Origin of the sequence: Rufibacter sediminis, assembly GCF_014269285.1 — a bacterium.
In the GTDB taxonomy this organism is placed as follows: domain Bacteria; phylum Bacteroidota; class Bacteroidia; order Cytophagales; family Hymenobacteraceae; genus Nibribacter; species Nibribacter sediminis.
On record NZ_JACOAF010000037.1, the window covers coordinates 16,570 to 40,994 of the forward strand.

Below are 24,425 nucleotides of genomic sequence, written 5' to 3' on the forward strand. Positions count from 1 at the left end.
TTACGAATATGATAGAAACCAAAGGGTATGCCGCTTTCGACCCCAACTCACCGTTGGCTCCTTACAACTTTGAGCGCCGCGAGGTAGGTCCGCACGATGTGTTGATTGAAATCCTGTTCTGTGGCGTTTGCCACTCTGACCTGCACACCGCCAAAGGCGAATGGGGCGGCGCCATGTACCCGGTGGTACCTGGCCACGAGATTGTGGGCCGCATTGTGAAAGTGGGCGACCATGTGTCTAAATTCGCCGTGGGCGAAATGGCGGGCGTGGGCTGTATGGTAGACTCCTGCCAGTCGTGCCCCAGCTGCCAGGACGGCGTAGAGCAATACTGCGAGCAAGGTTTCACCGGCACCTACAACAGCCCTGAGCCCGGATTAGACACGCCTACGTACGGCGGCTACTCCAACCACATTGTGGTAAAAGAGAACTTCGTCCTGAAAATCAGGGAAGATCAGGATTTAGCCCGAGTGGCCCCGCTGCTGTGCGCCGGTATTACCACGTATTCTCCCCTGCGGCACTGGGGCGTGGGCGAAGGCCACAAAGTTGCCGTAGTGGGTTTAGGCGGACTGGGCCACATGGCGGTGAAACTGGCGGCCTCCATGGGTGCCGAAGTCACCGTTCTGAGCACTTCTCCCAACAAAGAAGCTGATGCCCAGGCGTTGGGTGCCCATAAATTTGTGGTGACCAAAGACCCCGAAGCCCTCAAACAGGTAAGCGGCTACTTTGACTTCATCATCAACACCGTTTCCGCGAAGGTGAGCCTGGACATGTACGCCAGTCTGTTGCGCCGCGATGGAACGATGATCTTGCTGGGCGTTCCGCCGGAAGCCCCCGAGTTGCACGCCGGAACCCTCATCTTCGGGCGCCGCAGCATTGCCGGTTCCTTGATTGGCGGCATCGCGGAAACGCAGGAGATGCTGGATTACTGCGCCGAGCACAACATCCTCTCCGATATTGAGGTCATCAACATCAACCAGATCAACACCGCCTATGACCGCATGCTGGCCGGCGATGTGAAATACCGTTTCGTGATAGACATGGCCAGCCTGGAAAACACCAACGTGTAACCTGCCTTTCTTTTATAAACGGAAGAGCCGCCTTCATTGAGGGCGGCTCTTCCGTTTTAAGGGTGTTTTCCCAAAATCGGGCTCAAAACAAGAACTACATGATAGACAGCAACTGAATGGAATTCACCGCCCGCGGAGCGAGGATCACTTTGGAGTCATCTTTGGAAATGGAGGTTCTGGCCGAGGCGCTCCCTTTGGACACCGAGGTATTGGTGTTTCGGTCTAGATCAAAAATCTTGAGGTTGGGCGTTCCCGCGTTGGATTGGTACAGCAATTTGTTGCTGTGATGGAAAAAGGACAAGCCACTTGCGTAATCTCCCGCGCCGCTCTTCTTCACGGCTTTTACCTGTTTGAAGTCATTGGTGTCATAGATGCGCAGGATTTCATCGGCTTGCCCGTACCCTACGGCTAGCAATTGGTCATCTGAACTGATGGCCAGGTCCGTGGGCGTGGCGTAATTGGTGTTGAACACTTTCAGGAGCTCTCCGTCTTTGGCCGAGATGGCGTTGATTCTGGTGGAGAACCAGACATAAAACCGGTCTCCCTGGTTGCTGAACACGATTTTAGAGTCTTTGGCGGCGTACCGCGGTTTGCCTACTTTCTCCCAGGTATCGGTGTTGTAGATCTGGATCTCGTTGTTCTGCAGCAAGGCCACCAACCGGTTGCCCGTCATGGACACTTCCCGCACCCGGGCCGGCAAGCCGGTGATGTTCTTGACCAAACTCAAGTCGCGGGCCAGCAGAATCTTGAGGGACTTCTCCTCGCCCCCGGTCACAATGTACTTCCCGTCCTCAGAATAAGCGCAGGAGAGCGCCGTGCCGTTGTGCACTTGCTTGAAACTCACCGGAAACGTTTGAGAGGCATCCCAGAGATACAACATGCCCTGGTTCCCCACCGACACTAATCGGTTGCCATCGGGCGAGAAAACCGCGTTCTGGAACATCATGTTCTCTTCGTGCTTCAACAACGCCAAAGGTTTCACCTTGGTCTGGCCCACTGCCACCGTAGAAAGTAAGCTGAACCCTAGGGCGTAAAAAATGCTTTTTCTTGTACTCATATAGAATGGGGGTGAATAATAATATTTTACATGCTGCAAAGTACAAAATATTACTAAAATATTCCAAAACCAATAACCACCTTTTCGTTACTTTTTCTGGATGATGCTCTTGACTGAGGCCAAAGTTATGCGGGTGCACGCGGAAGCCATATACCCTAGAACAGCTCTTCCATTCCCCATCCATCTACGTGTGGAAGCGGCTCGCCAGATTTGGTGCTTTTTTGGGAAATCAGGCCAAAAACGCTACACTCTGATAGACAGTAAAATACGCTGGCTTTACTGCTTAGAAGTTCAGCATGGCGGCGTAGACGCCCCGCACTACTTCGGTCATCCGCCCGAAATCAAGTTTGTCGATGGTGTCTGATTTCTGGTGATAATGAGGGTTACGCAGGAAAGAGGTGTCGTTGATCATGACTGCCTGATAGCCCTGGCTCCAGTAGTTGCGGTGGTCTGAGAGCGAAACTCCGGGCAACCCCGGCGGGGCGGCAATGGACTGGACATCTACCCGCGAATGCTCTTGTATCAACTGCTGCACCCTCTTTACGGTTTTCTCCTGCTCCTTCTGCCCTACCACTACGATGAAGTTCCCCGTGCTGGGGTATAAACTTCTCAACGATTCGTGCGGAAATTCCTGCGAGTTGGGTTTGTCTGTGAAATACCCGATCATCTCCAGGCAGATCATCAGCCTGACGTCTACGTTGTCTTTCTTCAAAGACTTGGCATGTACGGCGCTGCCCATTTTCTCGGTGGCGAAGTACGGCGGCTCTTCAAAATTGAAGGCCACAAAATCGATGCGGTGTTTCACCTCGGGCTTTTCCTCATGGAGCGCGCGGGCCAACTCCAGCAGTCCAGCTACGGCGCTGGCATTGTCATCGGCACCCGGGGTATCGCCACACACGTCATAATGGGCACCCACAATGACCCTTGCTCCCTCAGTGGGACCGTAGGAAAGAATATAGTTCTGGAAGCCCTGGTGCAGGTCCTGCTTGCTTACCCGGCCACTCAGTTTACAGAACTGCTTTTCTATATAGGCCGCCGCTTTCTTCAGCGAATCAGGGTACCCAATGCTCCGGGGCGGATTTAACGTGGTGAGGTACTGGACATCGGCATACAGGCGGTCGCGTTGGATGGGCATGGCACACAGCGGTTGGTTTCTCCTGCATTGTACTGAAACCGGGCTTGGTAGTTACTTTTCAGGAAGGAGAATTAATACGGTTTCTACGCTCGGCATTCTATTGGATACTCAGATACCAATTCTCTTAATGTTTTTTCTACTCTTAGGAAACTCCATCTCTGCACTTGGTTCTTTAATGCACTTGGTACTTCAAGCAGAAGAACTGTCATCCCAGCTGCCCTTGTTGGTGTTCTCACCAACAAGCCAGATACCGGAGCCTTAACGCTTACTGAAATCTCACGCAGCAGAAGCAAGGATCTATTCTCAATGGAATCACTGAACTGGCTCATCCTCAGAGAAAAGATGCTGCTCTCATATCAAAATTGTTTTGAGCATGATCTAATGAAAACAGCCTCAAAACAGCGCAGAAAAGCGGTAGAGCAGATCCCCCCTTTCTCATTTTAGCAGCATTACCCGAACAACAATATCTACTTTTTAGCTTTGAGCGTGATGAGCACCACGGCTGCCACTAGCAAGACGGTGGCCATGATGGTTTGCCCGGTGACTACTTCCTGCGCGAAGGCCCAGCCCAAGAAAACGGCGATGACCGGGTTAACATAGGCGTAGGTGGAAACCTGAGACGGGGGCGCCACCCGGGTCAACCAGCTATACGCCGTAAAAGCGATGAGTGACCCGAACACTACCAGATAACCCAGCGCCAGCCAGGAGCGCTGACTGATAGCAGCCCAATTGGTAGTTTGCCACTCCCCCGAAACCGTCCCGACGCACAGCAACATGGCCCCACCGCACAGCATCTGCATGCCCGTGGTAAGCACTGCCGAAGATGGTAAACTGGCCCGCGAAGAAAAAAGCGAGCCCCAGGCCCAGGCACCCGCCGCCAGAAACACAATGATACTCCCCAGCAAATCCACGGTCCCCTCCAACTCCCAGGGGCTTACCAGCACCAGCATCCCGACGGCCCCAATCAACAGCCCCAGGATTACTCCTCTGGAGGGAGCCTGCCTGGTTTTTCCAAGCCACTGCAAAACCACCACCCACAAAGGTTCAGTAGTCACCAGCAAGGCGGCCACCCCGGAGGCGACCCGTTGCTCGGCCCACACCACCGCGCCGTTCCCCAGTAAAATCAGCATGCCTCCAATAATGGCGGTGTTTTTCCAGTGCAGCAGAGACGGTGCCTGTGCCCCGCGCAGACGGGCCCAGCCAAACATCAGCGCACCGGCCAATAGAAACCGACCTCCCGCCATCAGGAAAGGCGGCAGGGTTTCGATGACAAAGGCGATGGCTAGATACGTGGAGCCCCATATAATGTAAATCGCGGCAAAAGCCGCGATTTTAAGCCAGCCGGTACCTGAAGCCCCGGAGGAGGAAGATACGTTCATAAAATTAGTCAGCGTCGGCGTGCAGCACCAGCAGGGGCAGTTTGGTTTGGTAGGTCATTTTCTCGGAGAGGCTCATCCCGAACAGGTCCTTGAAAAAGTTGCGGCGTTTTTTCAGGAGCGCCAGCATGTTGCTGCGGGTCTGCTTGAGATACCCCTTGAGGGCCTCGTCTTTTTCAGGGTGTTCCAGTTCCTGGAAGTGGATAGGCTGGCCTGCAAACTCGTTGCGCAGGGTTTGGATAAATGCCTGGGTGTGGCGGCCTCCATCGGCGCCGGCCTTGTCCGTGACGTGCACCACCTCCACCTCGGCCTGGAAAACAGAGGCCAGAGCCATTACCTGCTTCAGGGCTTTGGTGTCTTCGGGCTGGTAATCTGAGGCATAGACAATGCGGTGAATGTCTGGGAAGCTGGCTTGCGCCGGAATTGCCAATACCGGGCATTTCACCTGGGAGATGACGCTCTCGGTGTTGCTGCCAATCATGATTTCCTCCAGGGTATTGCCGCCGCCGGTGGTCCCCAGCACAATGAAATCATAGCCTTCCTCGTGCACCAGCCGCTCCACCGCATCGGCCAGAAATGCTTCCATCACTTTGGTATCGGTCTGGAAAACACCCCCTTTTTCCCCGTGCAGGTTCTGTAGGTGCAGTGACAAAGAATATAGCTTATCCGCGGAAACCCGGCGTTGCTCATCCAGCACCTGGCTGGCCATCAACGCCGACTCGGAAGTGTCCATCAAGGGCAAATGCAGGACGTGGAGCAGGGTTAAGGAAGCGCGGGTATGCTGGGCGATGTGCGCGGCATACTCGGCGGCCTTGTTAGAGGTCTTAGAAAAATCGACAGGGCACAGAATCTTTTTCATAGGATTGCAGGTCTGGTTCATGGCACAGGCATAGAAGCCCTACGCCTCCTTACAAAACGTGAATATAGGGCTTGGGTTATACTTTCCTATACCGGAACGCTCCCTTACCGCTGCTGTACCTCCTCCAACCACGCCTCAGCGTCTTCCAAAGAGTCAAAGATGTTTAGCGGAATCCGACTCTCCTTGGCCATGTCCATAGCCAGTTGATTGATGGCATTGTTCAACTGGTGCACCTCGGCCAGCTGGTAGATACCGGCCGCCACCATCATTTTCTGGGCGATCACCTGCACCTGCCGCACCGATGGCGCATACTCTTCCAGCTCCCTGATGTCGGTCAGGATGGAAAAGCCGGGTTTCATGAAGGCCAGGGCTTCTTTGATGTGGGTGATGTAAAAAGGGACCTCTTCCGGGCTGTTCCAACAGCCGGTCAAAGCTAAGTAGAGTATGTTCTTTTTCTGATCAACCTGGATGTAGTAGAAGTGATTGTGCGCAATTTTTTTCATAGGAGCGTCAGACATTTCTGCAGATGCACCACTAACTGGACGGGGGATACCGGAGAGAGGCAAATAAAATATTAAATAATTTTGTTTTTATAAAGTTAGAAACTGTTTTGAAATTCTCAAAAACAAACATCAAATTTTCTTATTTTTAAGATTTAAACTCTTCACCTCGGCCCAGGTCCAGTACGTACGGGGAGTGATATTAGAAAATGCATTCTGCAAGTATTCAATAAGCATATGTAAGAATAAGTCCTTTTCAATAGAGGAAGAATTGAATTCCCGCTCCAGCGGATGTCCGTACCGTTGCGCCTTGCTCAACTTTTTATTCTGCAGCCGCAGCAACGGACCGGTGTCTGTGACGCCATCTGCCACCCACGTATACCCAGACGTCTCCAGCGCGTTGAACTGCTCCGCCAACGGACGTAAATCTGGGCGGGGCAAGGTAGGTCGGCTCACAATATCCACCCAGGTGGTGTACTTGCATTCCACTTCATATCTGTTGTTTGCGTAACAGGCAACCACAATGTCATACCCGGCTGTAGGGCTGAACAAGGCATAATAATGGACGGGCTCCGGGGTCTCAATCACCGCCAGGCCAATGGAATTATTTAGGACTATTTTCGATTCTTTCCCATAAATCTGCGCATACCCCAGCAGAACCGTATTCACCTCCGGCTCCCAAACCTCTTGGAATAATTCAGGATTAACCAACACTTTTCCGAACTCCTTCAGAAAATAGTGAAATTTAGGGATAGAGGCGACTACCTCATTTTCCTCCATGTCCTCCGCCCCGAAGGGAGGATAGAAGCGGGCCTTTTCTTCGGCATTTATCCAGCAAACCAGTTTCAGGGCTTCTTTGGCGAAAGGAGCCTCTAAATCTAACTCTCGGAAATCACCTATCACGGCCATCTGCCGCAATGTCTCCTCGCGCTGCAGGGCCAGTTGGGGGTTCAGCAAGGCCCACACTCCCACCAGTGCATCAATGTCAAAGTGGTTGGCGGTCACGTACTGGTAGTTTTGCAGTTGGGGCCAGTTCTGTTTGAGGGCCTGGAGCACCATGCCGGCGCTGGTATCTTCCCGCAGAGCGGCTGGGGTGGGTGCCTCGCGCCAGTGCGATAAAACGAGCCCGTTGGGGTGAAAACTGTCCACCACGACGGCTGGGTATTCTTTGATCTGCGGAAACGGAAGGTACGTAAAGTGTTGCATGGTACGGGTTCTACATATAATAGGGATGAGCGCTGGTTGGCTGGCCAACCAGCGCTCATCCCCTGTTTTAGGGGCTATTTGGTAAAAACTGCCCTGAAACGCAAGTAAACTCAGGCGCTACTTGCGTTTCCCGCGGCGGTTGGTGATTTTATCCAGGCGCTTGGTTCGCACCCATTGCAGGTATTTCTGGAGTCCCTCAGATTCACGGAGGGCCGGAATGGAGTTGTACAACACCGCCAGTTCCTTGTTGGTGAAGGTGAGATGCACCGTGCTATGGCAGGGCTGGCACAAAGGCGCTGTGGGTCCGTGCCGTCCTCCTTCTTCCCGCGGAATCAGGTGGTGCAACGTGGTGAACCCCACTTCCCGCTCGCAAAGTGCGCAAACCGGATCGGCGCTTTCTTCCTTTTTCCTGATTCGTTTCGGCATACTGGCTCCTGGTTCTCCTTCAGTTTTCAAAAATGCGCCTCCCGCGGGGTCAGGAAACCAACCTCTGCGGTTGTGCCGCGTAAGCCTCTTGTTCTAACCGGGCGATTGTCCATGTCTCTCTATGTCACTTTCAGCTTCTTCCTTCCCCCAAACCACTGGCCCCGCCCTGAGCGAGAAATGGCTGCTGTTCATTCTGGCGGCCATCCAGTTTACGCACATCATGGACTTTGTGATCATGATGCCGCTGGGTCCGCAACTGATGCGCGTCTTTCAGATTAGCCCGCGCGAATTCGGGTTTCTGGTGTCGGCGTATACGTTCAGCGCGGCCATCTCGGGCTTACCGAGCGCCTTCTTCATTGATCGGTTCGATCGCAAAAATGCGTTGCTGGGGTTGTACCTGGGCTTCACGTTGGGCACCCTGGCCTGTGCCCTGGCGCCTACGTTCACGTTTCTCCTCATCGCCCGAGTTCTGGCCGGGGCATTTGGCGGGGTTCTGGGCGCTCTGGTGCTGGCCATCATCGGGGATTCCATTCCGGAGGAACGGCGCGGAGCGGCTACGGGTAAGGTGATGGCTGCGTTCTCGGTGGCCTCCATCGGGGGGATTCCCATTGGGCTGTACCTGGCCAGCCACGCCAGCTGGCACGCTCCTTTTTACCTGCTCACCGGTTTGAGCATCCTCGTTTTACTTCTGGCCTGGCGCATGTTGCCGCCCATGCGGGAGCACCTGTTAAACCACGTGCCGCAACATCCCGCACAGGTGCTGCTCACCATCTTCAGCCGGGCCAATTGCCTGTGGGCCTTCGCCCTGATGGTAGCGCTCTCTTTGGCCGGGTTCACCGTAGTTCCGTTCCTGAGCCCGTACATGGTGGCCAACGTGGGCTTCGCCGAGGCAGAATTGAGCTACATCTATCTTTTCGGGGGATTGGCCACGGTGGTCACCTCGCAGCTGGCCGGCAGGTTATCTGATAAATACGGCAAGAAGAAGGTTTTCATGATCGCCGCCCTCGTTTCCATTGCTCCTATTCTGGTGGTGACGCATTTACCCCGCGTGCCGCACTGGCAGGCGTTTGTGGTGACCACGTTCTTCTTTATTTTCTTTGGCGCGCGCTTTGTGCCCGCCATGTCCATGATCACTTCCAGCATTGAGCCGCGGCTGCGGGGTTCGTTCATGAGCGTGAACTCATCGGTGCAGCAGCTGGCCTCCGGTTTGGCCGCCTTCCTAGCCGGACTGGTGATTTCCAATGCGCCGGGCTCTCCGGAGTTACTGCACTTCGGGACGGTGGGCATCATCGCCACGGTTTTCACCCTGGTATCTATGGGCGTGGTGATGAAGCTGAAGCAGGTGAGTTGACGGGAAGTCTGGAGCGGGACGGGAAATCTTGTTTTAAGGGTCGTTTTGAGAAAACAGGCCTTAAACGGAGATAATCGGCAGCAGGAATCAAATGAATCTGCGTTGAATTTCCGGCGAGTCTGGAGACTCGCTTCATCCTGTGGCACGAGACTGAAGTCTCGCGCCAGGTCGTTGATAGACGCTAGATGCTGGGAAAGTAGACGGACTACGTAGGGTCTCTGGACTAACTAGGTAGTGTCTTTGGACCCACGGTGTCTTTCTCCTTTATCTTTCATCTCTTCTTATTCCACCTCTTCCGGCTTCAGGAGGAAACCATCTTTCATGGTGAGTTTTCGGTCGGCCATGTCGGCCAGGATGGGATTATGGGTGACCAGCACGAAGGTCTGGCCCAGGTCTTCGCGGAGCTTGAAGAAAATCTGGTGCAGTTCCTCGGCATTCTTTGAGTCCAGATTTCCGCTGGGCTCATCGGCGAAGATAAGTTTAGGCGAGTTGATGAGGGCGCGGGCCACGGCGGTGCGCTGCTGCTCCCCCCCGCTCATCTCAGAGGGTTTGTGCTCTAACCTGTGTCCCAGCCCCAGCATTTCCAGCAACTCCTTGGCCCGGGTCTCCACCTCTTTCTCGGGCCGGTCGGCCAGGTAGCCCGGTAGGCAGACGTTCTCCAGGGCGGTGAACTCGGGTAGCAGGTTGTGGAATTGGAAGATGAAACCGATGTTGCAGTTCCGGAACCGGGCCACTTCTTTGTTGCTCATCCCCGAGATGCGCTGGCCGTGCAGAAAGACATCGCCCGCATCTGGGGCATCCAGGGTGCCCAGCAGGTGGAGGAGCGTACTTTTTCCGGCCCCGGAGGCCCCCACAATGGAAACCACTTCGGCTTCGCCGATGGTGAGGTCAATGCCTTTCAGAACCGGAAGTTTTCCGTAGGATTTAAACAGCCCGCGGGCCTCTAGCAATACTGGTTTCTCTATACTCATGCACTACAAAACAATAACGAAGGGACGGTATTTGCAACCTCGCGCTGAAATAAGCCCTCAGCGTCTCAACGCAGACAATGCTCAACGGGTTCTTTCTTATAAAGTAACGGGCGCTGTTTATAAAGATCCCGGAGGCTGCGGCTGGCGTTCATCGTCAAAAACACAGTCGTATTTTAGGCCTGTTTTCAGCAAAATAGCCCCGAAACGAGTAGCCGGGTTCTGCGTTGTCACCTATGTCGGCCTGAGGCGGCATCGCGAATAATCCTTCCAATCGTTCAGTGAAGCGAGAATTGAAAAGGCTCGTTAAGCCGATGGCGCTTTGGGTCCCTTTTCTGAAAAATCGGCTTAAAACAGCGTGGCCTTTAACGATAGCCTTGCCTCAGAACTCAGGCCACAGCGCTCCGGATTGGCCGCACCGTGGCCGCTACTTTGAAAAGTTAGCCGTATACTGTACTTTCGTGCACCTAAAAACATCAACCTAACCTCATGAATATACACGAGTACCAGGCGAAAGACATTCTGAAGCGCTACGGCGTTAGAATTCAAGAAGGCATCGTGGCGGAAACTGCTGAAGAGGCAGTAACGGCTGCCAAGCGTTTAACCGAGGAAACCGGCACTGGCTGGCACGTAATCAAAGCCCAGATTCATGCGGGCGGTCGCGGCAAAGGCGGCGGGGTGAAATTGGCCAAAAACCTGGAGCAGGTGAAAGAGCTGGCCGGCCAGATCATTGGCATGCAGCTGGTGACGCACCAAACCGGTCCCGAAGGCAAAAAAGTAAACAAAGTGCTGGTGGCGCAGGATGTATATTATCCTGGCGACTCTGAGCCGAAAGAATATTACCTGTCTATCCTGTTGGACAGAGCCAAAGGTCAGAATGTGATCATGGCCTCTACCGAGGGTGGTATGGACATTGAAGAAGTGGCGGAGCACACGCCAGACAAAATCTTCAAAGAGTGGATTGACCCAGCCGTAGGCCTGCAAGGCTTCCAGGCCCGTAAGATCGCGTTCGCGTTCGGTTTGGAAGGCGAGGCGTTCAAAGAGATGGTGAAGTTTGTGACCAACCTGTACAAAGCCTACCTGGACACTGATGCGTCTATGTTTGAGATCAACCCCGTGTTGAAGACTTCAGACAATAAAATCCTGGCCGTGGACGGTAAAGTGGACCTGGACGACAACGCCCTGTTCCGCCACAAAGACCTGGCTGACCTGCGCGACTTAGCCGAGGAAGATCCTTTGGAAGTGGAAGCCAGCAAAAGCAACCTGAACTACGTGAAGCTGGACGGTAACGTAGGCTGCATGGTAAACGGTGCCGGTCTGGCCATGGCTACCATGGACATCATCAAGCTGTCTGGCGGTGAGCCGGCTAACTTCCTGGACGTAGGAGGTGGAGCCAACGCGCAAACCGTAGAAGCCGGTTTCCGTCTGATCCTGCAGGACCCTAACGTGAAAGCAATTTTGATCAACATCTTCGGGGGTATCGTGCGTTGCGACCGCGTAGCTAACGGAGTGGTGGAAGCCTACAAAAACATCGGTACCATCAACGTTCCCATCATTGTGCGTCTGCAAGGCACCAACGCCGAGGAAGGCGCTAGAATCATTGACGAGTCTGGCCTGAAAGTATTCTCTGCCGTGGCTCTGAAAGAAGCTGCTCAGAAAGTGAAAGACGTGCTGGCTACTGCCTAAGCGATTTTCTCTTATCAATAACAAGAAGGCCTCTCCTGCTACAGGAGAGGCCTTTTTGTTTTAAGCCTTTTTTTGGAAAAACAGCCCTAAAACAGGGGAACCGCTTCTTTATAATATGTTTTACTCAGGACTCTAGACTCAGAACTCAAGACTAATTAGTTAGTCCAGCACGTTCAGTTTCACGTCTATGTTGCCGCGGGTGCCTACGGAGTACGGACATACCTCGTGCGCCTGGGCCACCAGTTCCTCGGCCTTCGCTTTGTCTACGCCATCTACTTTCACGTCCAGTTGCACAGCCAACCCGAAGCGGCCATCCTCAAACTGGTCAAGCCCTACCTGGGCAGTGACGGTGGAGTTTTCGTCCAGGCGGATTTTCTGTTTGCCTGCCACCAGCATAAGGGCGCTCTGGAAACAGGCCGCGTAACCCGCCGCAAACAACTGCTCTGGGTTGGTGGCCCCGCCTTTGCCGCCTAGGCCTTCGGGCAGGCGTACCGGCATGTCCAGGATTCCGTCAGTAGATTTGATTTGGCCGCTGCGGCCTCCGGTGGCGGTAACCTCCGCCGTGTACATTCTTTTCATAGTTTCTCTCTTTGGTGATGAACAGTGTTCTCTTCTCCTAAACTGTTTCAACTCGAAAATGTTAGCGGAAGCGGCTCTTTCTTAACCTCTTTTAAGGTCATTTTCAGAAACGAGGCAAAAAACGCGACTGGGGCTTTCATTCTTAGCGGGCTTTTCCTACATTTGCCATCGCAATTCCGGGCCGCGTAGTACAACGGATAGTATTGGAGTTTCCGAAGCTCTCGATCCTGGTTCGATTCCAGGCGCGGCCACAAATCCCCTCAGAACATCGTTTTGAGGGGATTTTTCTTTTATAAGGCATAGAACTTCATATCCTGTTCAACATGGCAGCTTATCAGCCGTAAACATGTCGCCACTTAAACGTTACCTGAATGTTATTGGCACTAATCGCCCAACGGTTAATTTTTAACCCGTTGAGGCATTCCTGTTGATCGGTACTCTCTCTCTCACGGATTCACTGATCCACTTCCTTTGCCTTTTCATAGAGTGTTGACATGATCCCGAAAAGTGGGAGCAAGGATTGTTAATTCCATTTTAAGCCAAGAGAAAGATTGGCAAAAGCAGTTGTTCACCTTATCTTGCTCCTTTAGATTCTGGTACCTGTCATTCTTTGGCTTCAATGAAATCTACAATTGAAACAGGGCGCAGAGAAGACTTACCCATTCCAACCAAATCAGCCTAGATGAACAAGTACGCACTTCACGGAAAACTATCAGCCACCGCTGGAAACGGCGAGAAACTTGCCTCCATTCTTTTGGAAGCTTCTCAGTTAGTCTCTACCGCAAAAGGGTGCCACCTGTACCTGATTAGCAAAGACCCTAAGGACGCAGAATCTGTTTGGGTGACGGAGGTGTGGGACAGCCAAGAAGACCATGACTGTTCGTTGCTTGTGCCTGGGGTAAGGGAATTGATTTCGCAAGCCATGCCCCTGCTGGCGGGCAAACCAGAAAAAGGTCAGGTACTGGAGGTTTTGGGTGGAGCGGGAATCTGATCATCAGCTTTCAGACTAAATTTTGACATCTCATGGGCGGCACCTTGCTGGTCATTTTAGGGCTGTTTTCTTCAAAATTGGCTTGAAACAACTTGCCAGCATATTTTTCTGAATCATAAAAGGTCACCTTCATGGATAGAATCTCCCTTACTACGCAACTGAGCGAACAGGAGTACATCAAAGCCAATCTCTATTTGGTGTACCGTAAATGGACGGGGAAATTCTTCCTGGGCATGGGGTTATTCACTTTATTATGCGTGCTTTTCCTGTACTTCACGGGAGCTCTCACGGATATTCCCTGGGTAGGACTGCTCTTCGGATTCTACTTCACACTGGGGTTTCCGGGGCAGATTTACTTCGCCGCGAAGAAGAGCTACAAGACAGACAAACGAGTTAGTGAGCCAATGGTATATGACTTCAACCGGGAGAACATCCAGATCACGGGCGAATCGTTTCAGACAAAACTGAGTTGGGACAAAGTGTACAGCCTCACTGAGAGCAAAGCGTGGGTCCTGCTCTGGTCAACGCCTCAGGTAGCCAATATTATTCCCAAAAGGGATTTCTCACCAGCGCAGTTACGCTTCTTTAAAGAGATTGCCCAAGCACAGAAAGGCCCAAAAAACTTCCTTAAATTTTAGTAGTTAAAGGGCAATGGTAAGTTCTCGTTTCTGAAAGCAGATGATTTGTTCTGCACTTCTTACATAGCGTCTCGAAGAGGACAAGTATGAGGAATCAATTTCTTGGATCTTTTAACTTCCGATGTATGGGGTTTTAGCGGACAAGAAAGAAATGCTAATATATTCAGCTAATCTATATACAAAAGCACCAATGTTGATAACAATGTTAGCAATCAACAGTTATCCACGTTTCCTATTTCTCATTCACAAGCACATTCTCTAATCTGCTTAGCACCCACTACTCTGTTTGCTTTCCTGACCACTTCCATTGGGTTACCTATCTTCCATTGCCAGGATGCTAAATCTGAAAAAGCAGATATCACGCAGCTTCACACAAAAGTCAACTCCTCTCTCTTTCTGCAGTAGAACAATTCCCTCCATCAACTTCAGAATATGCTACTTCAACTTCATTGAATGGGCAAACATCAGCATAATACAGAGACCAGACAGCAAATCCGTCTTATTCAATTAATGATAACGACAGCGGGGGCATAGAAGCACTTTCTTCTACCGTATTGGAGACCACCATAACCATATTCAGCTTCACTTTGCTGTTTCTGGAGCTATTCTGAAAAAGAGGCGCAAAACAGGAAGGCCTGAAATAACGGCTGTTTCGAATTTTTATCCAAAAGAACTATAAATATTGGGAAATATGCTGATGATATTGTACTTTTCACTATCATGCTGCAACAGCACGACATTTCTGTTTCTCTCCCCCCGGAAGCAGGCATCGGCTGACATCTATTTTGTACAAGCTAGGGTTCAGGAATTGCTGAATGTGCCAGTTGATTGCACCATAGACAGAAAGAAGGTATTGAGAGAAAGTATCAGCTTTAAATTATTTACGTAAAACACAGACCAGCAAGGGACTTTGCCCCTTCAAACAGTAAACCGGTGATAATAAAGGAAACGAACGATATGGAACTTCGGGAAGAGATTGTTCAGCAGCTACAAGATATTTTAGAAGATCTGGAAACCTACACCACAGATCATCAGGACGCCGTACCTGCTATTCTGGTTTCGCTGCGGGAAACGGAGCAGATTCTGCAGGAAGTCCAGAAAGGCTTTGGAGGACAAGCGGCTCACCAGCGGGTGGAATTCCTGACCAAAATGCTGCACACGGCCAAAGAGGAGATTGAGGCGGGTGGCGTGCAGGACGGATTATGGTTCGGCAAATCGGTGATCACCTTTCTGCTGAATGGCACCTCGGCGGGCGCTGTACCGGTGGAAACCGAAGAGTACGACTAATCAGCGGGCATCTTCCAGGAAGGAAGGCTGCGGGTACATTCGTTCATTCTCAGGACTGCTGTGCTGGCAAAGAAAGCCGCAGGGGTTGTAATAAATGGAACGATGGGAATACTAATAGGCTGAAAGCGAAGGGATAGGAACGAGAAAATGCTTCCTTCCCTGTCGTGTTGATGTACTATTAGCAAAAACTGCCATGAACGTCTTAACTCTCAACCTTTCTGATACTGTCAAGATAGAAGTAGACAACTCATTTACCGGCCAGGAGACCATCAAGTACAACGGCGAGATTGTCTCCGAGAAAAAATCTTTGCTGGGCGAAAACCACCAGTTTGAGCGCGAAGAGAACGGCGAACTGGTTCGCTACGAAGTACGGATCAGCATCAAACAGCTGACCCGGGTTGGAATTGACATCTACCGCAACAACAAAGTCATTCTGCTGAGCTAAGGCACCGCCTCCCTCACCACCCGGCATTCACAAGTAAAGTTCTGGGCGTCTTCCCCGTTTCAGGCTTCTTTTGGCTAAAAAGGACCTTAAACGGCGAAGCGAGCAGTGCTCAAAGCATCGTTTACAGTCCGTGTACCTACTTTTGTGACGCTAAGCCCGGAAGCCTTTCCGCTGGTTTATATGCCTGGAAAAGCGCTCTAACAAATCAAAACCTCTTTCTCAGACTCCTCCCTACCCTGCTTTTTACTCGGGTAACCAAGAAATTCTTTCCTTATCCTGCCTTTCTGAAACTTAGATCCCGAAATCAGGTATAGGGTTTCTCTAGACAATTCAGTACCTTTCATCAAGTTCTTCTTACTTAATCGTTACAATTATGGCCAAAGGAAAGTCACCCGTCAAAGAGAGTTCAAAGAAGGCACCCGCGAAAACCCTGAAAGAAAAAAGAGCTGAAAAGCAGCAGAAAAGGGATTCTAAACGAGATTAGAGTAATGTAAATTGACGCAAAAGCCTCTGGTAAAGCGGTCCTTGGAACCTATTCCAATGCAGCTTTATCGGAGGCTTTTGATTTCCCCTTTCCCCTTTACCGGTCAAAAATTAGCCCCGTCTTTTTGCGCTGCGAAAAAGCACCAACCGCTTTCATAAAGGCTGACACTTACCATTCCTCAGATAAAAGTCAGGAAGTGTTGGCCGACTGAAAATTGGAAGAAACAAAGGTTTTGCCGAGCCCACCGGGGAAAGCATTTCGACCGAAAACTGATCATTTTAAAGGGCTTTTCCCCTTTTGAGCGCAGAACAGAAGCTTCCTAGGCATTTTTTCTTCCTAGAAATCAAGCAGGAACAACAAAGAAGCTTAAAAAGACAGTCGTGCTGGCAGGTTTTCCGTAGAGGAAAAATGTGAGTGTACTTTACTATGAGCAATACTATGAACTTTACATCTACCAGAATTGAAGATATCCTGTTTGACGCGGCCCGCAAGGGAGACGTGGTGACCATTCAGGAATTGATCTCCGAGGGAGCAGACATTAACATCCGGAACGGGAGAGGCTTCACGCCCCTGATTCTGGCGTCTTATGAAGGCCATTACGAGGCCACCAAAGCCCTGTTAGATGCCGGAGCAGATGTAAATGCCCAGGACATGAGCGGCAACACCGCGTTGATGGGCCTCTGCTTTAAAGGCTTCGCCGATATAGCGGAACTGCTCATCGCCCGCGGTGCCGACCTGAACATCCAGAACTACAGCGGCGGCACTGCCCTCATGTTTGCCACCATGTTCGGTCGTCACGAACTGGTACGCCTGGTGGCCGAACACGGCGCCGACCAATCTGTGCGCGACAGCCGCGGCCTCACCGCGCTGGAGATGGCCGAGAAAATCGGGAACGAAGAAGCCCTGAAGGTGCTTCATCACGGCGGCTGAGGCAACCTGCCGCAACGCACGGTCACCTGATCTGGACCTGCTGCGGATGATTGCACACCAGAGACTTTTTATAGATAGAATTCACGAGAGCCCGTGGTTCTGTTTTGTGGCTAATTTCAGCAAGATAGCCCCAAAACAGAACCACGGGCTCTCACTTTTACTATGCACGACTAAGTAGCAAATGAGTAGAAACCTCCAGCATTATCAACAACTCCAAAGAAACAAACTATTCCCGCTTTAGCCTTCGGGCAGAAAAAGCAAAAGGTGCTTTGAGGCTGTTTTTCGGAAAACACCCCCAAAGCACCTTTTCTATCGTTCAAATTAATCGCTGAAAAGCAGTTGCCCGTTTTACCGCTGGGCAGATGCTAGACATCAGCTTTTTCAACCCCTAGTGCTAAGCGAACAACTGTCAGCCTGAGCTTTATTGGCCCCGCGAAGGCAGGTAAATCTGGAAGGCTACTCCCAGCGACAGGCCCGTTGAGCCTGAGGTTCCAGACCCTACATCAATGTTCGCGTGGCTCCGGACCAGGTTCAGGGTTCCTTCCAGCGAAACGTTGGTCGCGACAAAGTGGGCATATCCGGCCCTCACCCCGTACACTGAGGAGAAGAACCGATCGCCCTCAGAATCTTCCTGGTTGCTGCCGGCAAATCCCACCAGCGCCTCGCCAAACCAGCGGTGGGTAGGCGCGGCTCCCTCGGGGAAATAGTAGCGCACAAAGGGGGTAATCCCGTAATTGAATAATTCTCCGCCATTATATGCCTCCAGGCCCAGTTGCACCTGCGCACCTATGACGGCGTTGTCGCTGATGAAAAAGCCTGCCCTTGGTTCAATCTCTAACGAGAACGTCTCTGATTTGAAGTTATGCCCAATAGAACCAATACCGGCCCCAATCATCCAGTTGCCCTTCTGGATGGCCGTCTCAGAGACGGGTGCAGTGCTTTGCGGAGGAGTAATCGTCTGGGCTGCCGCGCCAAAGACTACTGTTATCGCAAAAAGGAATACGAGTAAAGATTTTTTCATGATTATAAGTATTAGTTAGACATTACTAATATTTATAACGAGTTCATTTTCAATTAGTCTAATAAAAACCATGCATATTCATAAAGAAGCTGCATTTATTGGAGAGAAAAATCAATTATAGACCGTCCAGGAAAGAAGAGAGTTACATTTTAGAAAGAAGACCGCCCAGAGACGCCTCATAAAGTCAATCATTTTCAACAAAGCAGACCGGCGAATGGGAGCAATTCAATTCAAACGCAAGGTTTATCCTCCTGTGAAGGCAAAACACGCACCGTTTCAGCAAATCTTTAGTGAATTGAAAATGGGTTCCGCTTCAGTTTGAATACATCAGCGCCAGAAGCAGCTAACATCCGAAATACAGGACATGAAGTATCAAAGTGTCATGAACAACCTGTTTAGGAATGCCAAAGGTTTTACCTCTGCCCTTGCTGGTGTTTTCACCAGCAAGCGGAAAGTCGCCTAGGCTTGGATTGTTGGTCCCTAGGAACACCAACAAGGACGGCAGAAACAAGCGTCAGAAGCAGCTATCGCCAACCAAAACTCAAAACCAGTGCATCGCTTACGGATGCGGAGGAAACTCAGCACTTCTTATGCCTTCGGTGTAGCGCGTGTTTTTAGATGACGGTTTTATGAGTGATGGTTTCCGTTACAGGAAGGGTTTCCGATTTCTTACCGATAATCAGCCGGTTGCCGGAGTTGTACGTGAAGTAGTTCCAGGCCCAGTTCAGCATCACCGCCAACCGGTCGCGGAAACTGACGAGTGAGATCAGGTGAATGAACATCCAGATGAGCCAGGCAAAGAAGCCCTGCGACTTAATTTCTTTTTTGAACAGTTTCAGATCAGCAACGGCCTTGTTTTTCCCGATAGTGGCCATGCTGCCCTGGTCTTTGTAAACGAACGGCTGCAAAGGTTGACCCGCGAAAAGCCGCACCAAGTTCTTGCCCAGCAACTCCCCTTGCTGCAGGGCGGGCTGAGCCAGCATCGGGTGCCCCTGCGGATTCTCGGGAGTGACCATGGCCGCGATGTCGCCAATGGCAAACACGTTTTCATAACCTGCCACCCGGTTGTATTCGTCTACCTGCAGCCGGTTTCCTTTCAGCAGACTTTCGGGCCTGAGTCCCTCCACCGGATTGCCGGTGACCCCGGCGGCCCAGATCAGCGTGCGCGTGATCAGGGTTTCGCCGGTGTCTAAGGTCACCGTGTAGCCGTCATACGATTTCACGCGCCGGTTCAGCCACACCTGCACGCCCATTTCCTCCAGAAACTGCTGCGACTTCACCGAGGCTTCCTTGGACATGCCTTTGAGCAGCTCGCCGCCGCTCTGGATCAGGTGAATGTCCATGGACTTGAAATCAAGCTCGGGGTAATCTTTGGGGAACACGTGCTGGCGCAGCTCACTCAGGGCTCCCGCCAGTTCCACCCCGGTAGGTCCGCCGCCCACAATCACGTAGTCCATCAGGCTATTCAACTGCTCGTGATCATCCAGTTGCAGGGAGTTCTCAAAGTTGCACAGGATGGTATTGCGGAGCTGCACGGCGTCTTCCACACTTTTCATGGCGATGGCGTTCTCCTCCATGAGCTTATCGCCGAAGTAATTGGTAGTAGCGCCCGTGGCGATGACCAGATAATCGTAACGGATCAGCCCGATGCTGGTTTCCACAAACTGCTGCGCTGTGTCTACCCGCTGCACCTCGGCCAACCTAAAAAAGAAGTTCTTCTGGTCATCAAAGATTTTCCGGAACGGATGAATGATGGATTCGGCTTCAATGGCGGCCGTGGCCACCTGGTACATGAGCGGCTGAAAGGTGTGGTAGTTCTGCTTATCAATGAGAATGACTTGCACCTCGGCGTTTCTGAGTGATTTCACCAGTTCCAGCCCCGCGAAACCGCCGCCAATGATGACTACCTTGGGTTTTCCGGTGCTTGCTATTCTTGCGTAATCTGCCATGATCCTCTATCAAACGTGTCAATTCCAAAGATGCCACCCGTGAGCTCTTCCTCACGCCTGGATTCCCTGCCTGGGTTGCCTAAAGTCTACGTACCGAAACCATTGCTGTTCTACCTTCCGGCAAGAAGGCCCAAGTTGCAAATAATTCTGCATGTCTCCCCCACAAGAAAAAGCCTTTGCCAATGCCCTGTTTCAAAGGCAACGGCAAAGGCTTCCAAAATCAATCAATTTCTTTAAAACCAGGCAAAAAACGCCGGAAGGAAAGTAGTTTCAATGCAAGACAGTTACGTAGGTGTACCGAAAACCAGCTTAGGCTCCTCTCCTTTTGGCTTCGGTCTGGAATACTTTCAGTTCGTCCTGCGCGGCTTTGAGCCTACTTTTAGCGGCTTTCTCTCTTTCTTCAGCAGCTTCGGTCTCTTGCTCCGCCTGCTTTACTTCCGCTTTCAAGGATTCTACCCGCCGCTGCTGCTCGGCCACCAACGGATCACTGGAGTACCCGCCCCCGGTAAGTACGGAGCAGCTGACCATCAGCGTTAAAACGAAAAGCAGAACGGGTGTGGTTAACTTAGTATAGGAAAAGAGTTTCATATGCGTCATGGATTGGTTTCATTTTATTACGGGCCCAATAAGAACTTGTTTTACAATATGTTAGACAGACTAAGCTTTCTTAGCCACTCAAAGGCTTACCTACGGCAGCAACGCGCGCCCTGAAGTAGTAGCAGTTTGCTTCACAGCAAACCTTATCACCTGGCCTGAATCAAAGCTGAAAAGTGCGCTGGGAACGGATAAAAAATGACTCCCTGTTTAGGGGCTGATTTCTGGAAAACAGCCTCTAAACAGGGAGTGACATCGCTTTACCTCTGGGGTGCTTACAAGGCCGGATGCGTATCTGCTCTCCTGCGCAAAGTTCTCACGCGGGCGGGGTCCATCTCCTCAGGTCTGGAGAGGGTGCCCACCACCAGTCCCACCAATCCCATGGCCAGGAAGGTATTTCGGGCTTTCATGTTCTGGGAGAAGCCAAAAATCCAGGGAGCAGCCAATGAAAAGACACTGGTCGCGAAATCAATGGCCAGGTGCGCCTTGTACGGCATTACCTGAACAGCGCCCCACTCGGCTTTGGTAACCAGCGCTGAAACCAGCGTACCGCCGGCAATGGCCCGGCAGAGGGTGGTCGCAGTCTCTTCTTCGGTGAAACCAACTGTTTCAGGGGCCGAAGCCACAGCAGGGATATAGGCCACGTCTGCAATGCCGTGCAGAGGCCTGGTGATAGGTTGCCACATAGTAGATGTCTTTTAAGGGTTGAAACAAGGAAGACCGTTACCGCACAGCCTTCTTTCTGAGAAATTTGTACGGCAGCAAGGATGCTTTGTTTTTACCTGATAGATTTCGCTACAAAAGAGGGTTCACCTTCTGCAATGTAGCCTTAACCAAGGCCTCTACTATTCTGTGTTCTTAAAGAGGAAAAGCGCTTTAAGCCTTAATTTTCTAAAATGGCCGAGAAACAGCCCGGATCAGAGTATTACAGCTGATAGCTTCTGACGGCAGGCCTGAGTTCCAGCCGAATCAAGGAGGTAATCCGTTCGCTGAGGGTATCGCTGATGAGCTTTAATTCGTCCTGGGTGTATTGATAGAAATCTAAGCTGTCAATGAATTCTACGGCATCAGAGCAAGCCACCAGATCTGCCTGCGTAATGACGTGGAGTACCGTCTCCATGGGTATCTTGTTCTTCATACAGATTGAGCGATTTTCTTACATGGTCAAACCAAATTAAGGGTTTTTAATTCCAGATCAAAGCAGAAAACTATAATAATCAAGCATTTACAGTATAAACCGAAGGTAAATTTGGGCTTATAGATGCTGCAAACATATTCTTTAACAATTATAAAATATAACTTTTTAAACACAACAATAATCAATATCTCCTCTCAGTTTGATTCAGCATAAGATCACATCAATAATCATATAACTTTACCAACATAGATTATTTATTAAACAATAGCACTTTCCTGCACTTAAATTTTAGATAAATAGGCGAAAAATAATTCTCTTTAATCATCTAATACTTCAAAGTACCCTACTGGTTTAGATCTTGCCGTCTTCCCTTTTGCTCCAACATCTCCGCTATAGGCACGTAAGCTAAAGGGCTCAATGCAAAAAATTGGAGCAAAGCGCTCTGGTTTATAAGAAGTAACGAAGGAGTTGACGGGTTAAGGCACCCGTCAGGACACCCTCCCGAAGCGGAATCTTTCATCAACAAGGAACACCTGGCGGTGTGTTTAATACGGATACTATGGAACGGAAAGATCATTCTAGCACTTATCATCTGCGGGAATTAGGCGAGAGCAAGTTTGAAGTAGCCAAAGGCGAACCAGACCTCAGAGGCTGGAAAGTGATAGATGCCCAAGGCAACATTCTGGGCAAAGTAAAAGAGCTTCTCTGCGACCCTAAGGCCCTAAAAGTACGGTACCTGATTGTAGACCTGGAGGGAAACGTGCTGGATCTGGAGCCGCGCGACATCATGGTGCCCATCGGCTTAGCCGAGCTGCATGCCTCCGATGACCTGATAACAGTGCCCAATGTGTCACCGGCGCAACTACAGGCGCTTCCGCGGTATCAGGCCGGCCAACTGAACCAGGACATGGAACGTTTGGTCCAACGCATCTTTGTGGGAGACCACGTGCATGGCACGTCCCCGGCCCCCCTTCGTACGGCAGATAACCCAGATTACAGCCACGAGCAGTACAACCAAAATAACCTGTACCGCAATCGGAAAGCCAAAAACGTGATCGGCCTGTTCAATGATGCCGGTACCGCGCAGCGGGTCACCCAAGAATTGGTGAACAGCGGTTTTTCCAAAGACAACATTGAAGTGGCGCTGCGCAATACCGCAGACAACCAGGAAGGCTATTCCACGGCTCAATTCGAGGAATTCTTCTACTCGCTTTTCGCCACCCAACAGGAAGCTCACACCCACCAGGCGAAGATGCAGAAAAGCATGGCCGTGGTAGTCGTTCGCGCTTACTCTCAGGACGAAGCCAATCGGGCCGCCCACCTACTGGACTCGAACCGCACGCCGGAACTGGACATAGCGGTTGAAAAAACTGATGCATCCTCTTCTTTTTCGGGTTCCAATGCAAGAACCAGTATGCCTGCCATTCCGGTGATAGAAGAGCGGAGAGCGGGAGATCAGCGCGGAGCGGAAACTGAAAGAACCGACTTCGCCAGTTCTGGAGTGGAAAGGTCGCTGGAGGAGCATGCACGCCCGGGGCAGGAACAGATCCAACTGGAACGAGTGCCCATCACCCGCCCCACCAATGAGGCTGATTTCGCCAGCTTTCAGGAAGGCATTATTGAATTGAAAGAGTACGCTGAGGTTCCTATCATCTCCAAAGAAGCTTACGTGGTGGAAGAAATCACCCTTGGCAAAGAAGTGGAAATCAGGGAAGAAGTTGTGCGGGACACCGTCCGGAAAACTGAGATCCAGATTGATGACCTGAAAGAGGAAGAAATGCGGAGAAGACACAATGATAGAAATGCCTCTCCCGGCACCTCTACTTCACTATAGCAACATAAAACGCGTGGCAGATTCCTGACTTCGGGCGGACTCTGCCACGCGTCCTTACCTCCGCCATTCAGGACCCCTCTCTCCGTATATTTTCTCATTTCTCCTTGTTACAAACACGTAACAACCAGTATTCAGCCTCTATATCCTATTCTTAATATATTATAATCTCAACATACCTGCACTATTTCCTATCTATTCCACATCAAAGTATAAAAATATTGATTTACAATCGTTTATAACATACAATTACATCTACAAAACCATTAATCAAGCAGTCAATTTTTATCCCAAATCCACAAAATACAATTTTTTAACACATTTTCAGAAACCTCGCAGGCACTCCCCCGTTTACTTATCCAAAGAGAAACGCAAATGGATCAGACAAGAGATTTTGGAAACGAATCATACCAAAGACCGAACTCCTCGCCACAGGATCGAGCCAACCAAGAGACGCAGCAATCCATCACCATTCCCGTGATTGAGGAACGGGTACAGGTAGGCAAACAAGTGGTGGAGAAAGGAGCCGTACGTCTGGTGAAGATGGTAACAGAGCAGGAAGTTCCGGTAAACATCCCCCTGACCCAGGAAGAACACGACATCCAGCGGGTTCCCGTCAATGAATACGTGGATTCCCCGCCGCCGCCCATCCGCTATGAAGGCGACACCATGATCATTCCCATTGTTCAGGAGGTTATGGTTGTTCAGAAACGGCTCATGGTGGTGGAAGAACTGCACATCACCAAGAACAGAGTTCAAACCAATGATGTGCAGCAAGTAAGCCTGCGCAAAGAAGAGATACGGGTAGAACGTATTTCCGCTGACCATGCAGACGGCAGCGCCTCTTAAACCAGCATTACCCTTTTACCTATTTATATACATTCACCATTCATTTTTATAACACTAA

The 24,425-nt window shown here is 51.0% G+C and carries 24 protein-coding genes and 1 tRNA gene; 11 read left to right on the plus strand and 14 right to left on the minus strand.

Going from position 1 to position 24,425, the window contains the following annotated elements:
* Nucleotides 1-8 precede the first annotated feature (8 nt).
* Nucleotides 9-1,067 (plus strand): NAD(P)-dependent alcohol dehydrogenase, encoded by a 1,059-nt coding sequence (locus H7U12_RS15550; RefSeq protein WP_186639658.1) that lies wholly within the window; start codon nt 9-11, stop codon nt 1,065-1,067.
* Nucleotides 1,068-1,161: 94 nt separating this feature from the next.
* Here H7U12_RS15550 and H7U12_RS15555 read toward each other — a convergent pair whose 3' ends face one another.
* The 7 genes from H7U12_RS15555 to H7U12_RS15585 form a co-directional block, all read right to left on the minus strand.
* The gene (locus H7U12_RS15555) at nt 1,162-2,124 is read right to left on the minus strand and encodes a WD40 repeat domain-containing protein (RefSeq protein WP_186639660.1); all 963 of its coding nucleotides are present in this window, start codon (nt 2,122-2,124) and stop codon (nt 1,162-1,164) included.
* Nucleotides 2,125-2,407: 283 nt separating this feature from the next.
* Nucleotides 2,408-3,259, minus strand: coding sequence for a M28 family peptidase (locus H7U12_RS15560; RefSeq protein WP_186639662.1), 852 nt, complete (start codon nt 3,257-3,259; stop codon nt 2,408-2,410).
* 467 nt (nt 3,260-3,726) lie between these two features.
* Nucleotides 3,727-4,638, minus strand: a complete 912-nt coding sequence (locus H7U12_RS15565; RefSeq protein WP_186639664.1) for an EamA family transporter — start codon at nt 4,636-4,638, stop codon at nt 3,727-3,729.
* A 4-nt stretch (nt 4,639-4,642) separates the two neighbouring features.
* Nucleotides 4,643-5,494, minus strand: coding sequence for a universal stress protein (locus H7U12_RS15570; RefSeq protein WP_186639666.1), 852 nt, complete (start codon nt 5,492-5,494; stop codon nt 4,643-4,645).
* 104 nt (nt 5,495-5,598) lie between these two features.
* Complete coding sequence (locus H7U12_RS15575) at nt 5,599-5,997, minus strand: hypothetical protein (protein ID WP_186639668.1); 399 nt, start codon at nt 5,995-5,997, stop codon at nt 5,599-5,601.
* A 129-nt stretch (nt 5,998-6,126) separates the two neighbouring features.
* Nucleotides 6,127-7,200 carry a DUF6687 family protein gene (locus tag H7U12_RS15580; RefSeq protein WP_186639670.1) on the minus strand — a complete coding sequence of 358 codons (1,074 nt, stop codon included), beginning with the start codon at nt 7,198-7,200 and terminating at the stop codon, nt 6,127-6,129.
* Between the two features lie 117 nt (nt 7,201-7,317).
* Entirely contained in the window at nt 7,318-7,626 is a 309-nt protein-coding gene (locus tag H7U12_RS15585) for an HNH endonuclease (RefSeq protein WP_186639672.1), read from the minus strand.
* Nucleotides 7,627-7,747: 121 nt separating this feature from the next.
* Between H7U12_RS15585 and H7U12_RS15590 the strand changes: the two genes are divergently transcribed.
* Nucleotides 7,748-8,977, plus strand: coding sequence for an MFS transporter (locus H7U12_RS15590; protein WP_186639674.1), 1,230 nt, complete (start codon nt 7,748-7,750; stop codon nt 8,975-8,977).
* 281 nt (nt 8,978-9,258) lie between these two features.
* On the opposite strand, the gene H7U12_RS15595 is transcribed toward H7U12_RS15590, so the two are convergent.
* On the minus strand, nt 9,259-9,948 hold the full coding sequence (locus tag H7U12_RS15595) for an ABC transporter ATP-binding protein (RefSeq protein WP_186639676.1): 690 nt from the start codon (nt 9,946-9,948) through the stop codon (nt 9,259-9,261).
* Between the two features lie 486 nt (nt 9,949-10,434).
* On the opposite strand from H7U12_RS15595, the gene sucC reads away from it, so the two are divergent.
* Nucleotides 10,435-11,631 carry an ADP-forming succinate--CoA ligase subunit beta gene (gene sucC, locus H7U12_RS15600; protein ID WP_186639678.1) on the plus strand — a complete coding sequence of 399 codons (1,197 nt, stop codon included), beginning with the start codon at nt 10,435-10,437 and terminating at the stop codon, nt 11,629-11,631.
* Between the two features lie 159 nt (nt 11,632-11,790).
* Here sucC and H7U12_RS15605 read toward each other — a convergent pair whose 3' ends face one another.
* Nucleotides 11,791-12,210 (minus strand): organic hydroperoxide resistance protein, encoded by a 420-nt coding sequence (locus H7U12_RS15605; RefSeq protein WP_186639680.1) that lies wholly within the window; start codon nt 12,208-12,210, stop codon nt 11,791-11,793.
* 179 nt (nt 12,211-12,389) lie between these two features.
* On the opposite strand from H7U12_RS15605, the gene H7U12_RS15610 reads away from it, so the two are divergent.
* From H7U12_RS15610 to H7U12_RS15635, 6 genes are all read left to right on the plus strand, one after another.
* Nucleotides 12,390-12,461: transfer RNA gene (locus H7U12_RS15610), tRNA-Arg, on the plus strand.
* A gap of 431 nt (nt 12,462-12,892) precedes the next feature.
* Nucleotides 12,893-13,201 (plus strand): putative quinol monooxygenase, encoded by a 309-nt coding sequence (locus H7U12_RS15615; RefSeq protein WP_186639682.1) that lies wholly within the window; start codon nt 12,893-12,895, stop codon nt 13,199-13,201.
* A 131-nt stretch (nt 13,202-13,332) separates the two neighbouring features.
* Nucleotides 13,333-13,839, plus strand: coding sequence for a YcxB family protein (locus H7U12_RS15620; protein ID WP_186639684.1), 507 nt, complete (start codon nt 13,333-13,335; stop codon nt 13,837-13,839).
* A 957-nt stretch (nt 13,840-14,796) separates the two neighbouring features.
* A complete protein-coding gene (locus H7U12_RS15625; RefSeq protein WP_186639686.1) occupies nt 14,797-15,126 on the plus strand; it encodes a hypothetical protein in 330 nt (109 codons plus the stop codon).
* Between the two features lie 193 nt (nt 15,127-15,319).
* Nucleotides 15,320-15,571, plus strand: a complete 252-nt coding sequence (locus H7U12_RS15630) for a hypothetical protein (protein WP_186639688.1) — start codon at nt 15,320-15,322, stop codon at nt 15,569-15,571.
* Nucleotides 15,572-16,493: 922 nt separating this feature from the next.
* Nucleotides 16,494-16,985, plus strand: coding sequence for an ankyrin repeat domain-containing protein (locus H7U12_RS15635; RefSeq protein ID WP_186639690.1), 492 nt, complete (start codon nt 16,494-16,496; stop codon nt 16,983-16,985).
* A 421-nt stretch (nt 16,986-17,406) separates the two neighbouring features.
* Here H7U12_RS15635 and H7U12_RS15640 read toward each other — a convergent pair whose 3' ends face one another.
* The 5 genes from H7U12_RS15640 to H7U12_RS15660 form a co-directional block, all read right to left on the minus strand.
* Nucleotides 17,407-18,006, minus strand: a complete 600-nt coding sequence (locus H7U12_RS15640) for a hypothetical protein (RefSeq protein ID WP_186639692.1) — start codon at nt 18,004-18,006, stop codon at nt 17,407-17,409.
* Nucleotides 18,007-18,620: 614 nt separating this feature from the next.
* Nucleotides 18,621-19,955 carry an NAD(P)/FAD-dependent oxidoreductase gene (locus tag H7U12_RS15645; RefSeq protein WP_186639694.1) on the minus strand — a complete coding sequence of 445 codons (1,335 nt, stop codon included), beginning with the start codon at nt 19,953-19,955 and terminating at the stop codon, nt 18,621-18,623.
* A 309-nt stretch (nt 19,956-20,264) separates the two neighbouring features.
* A complete protein-coding gene (locus H7U12_RS15650; RefSeq protein ID WP_186639696.1) occupies nt 20,265-20,543 on the minus strand; it encodes a hypothetical protein in 279 nt (92 codons plus the stop codon).
* A 281-nt stretch (nt 20,544-20,824) separates the two neighbouring features.
* Nucleotides 20,825-21,235, minus strand: a complete 411-nt coding sequence (locus H7U12_RS15655) for a hypothetical protein (protein WP_186639698.1) — start codon at nt 21,233-21,235, stop codon at nt 20,825-20,827.
* A 239-nt stretch (nt 21,236-21,474) separates the two neighbouring features.
* Entirely contained in the window at nt 21,475-21,687 is a 213-nt protein-coding gene (locus H7U12_RS15660) for a hypothetical protein (protein ID WP_186639700.1), read from the minus strand.
* A gap of 559 nt (nt 21,688-22,246) precedes the next feature.
* On the opposite strand from H7U12_RS15660, the gene H7U12_RS15665 reads away from it, so the two are divergent.
* Together H7U12_RS15665 and H7U12_RS15670 are read left to right on the plus strand one after the other, a co-directional pair.
* Nucleotides 22,247-23,521, plus strand: coding sequence for a DUF2382 domain-containing protein (locus H7U12_RS15665; protein ID WP_186639702.1), 1,275 nt, complete (start codon nt 22,247-22,249; stop codon nt 23,519-23,521).
* A gap of 372 nt (nt 23,522-23,893) precedes the next feature.
* Complete coding sequence (locus H7U12_RS15670; RefSeq protein WP_186639704.1) at nt 23,894-24,367, plus strand: YsnF/AvaK domain-containing protein; 474 nt, start codon at nt 23,894-23,896, stop codon at nt 24,365-24,367.
* Nucleotides 24,368-24,425 lie beyond the last annotated feature (58 nt).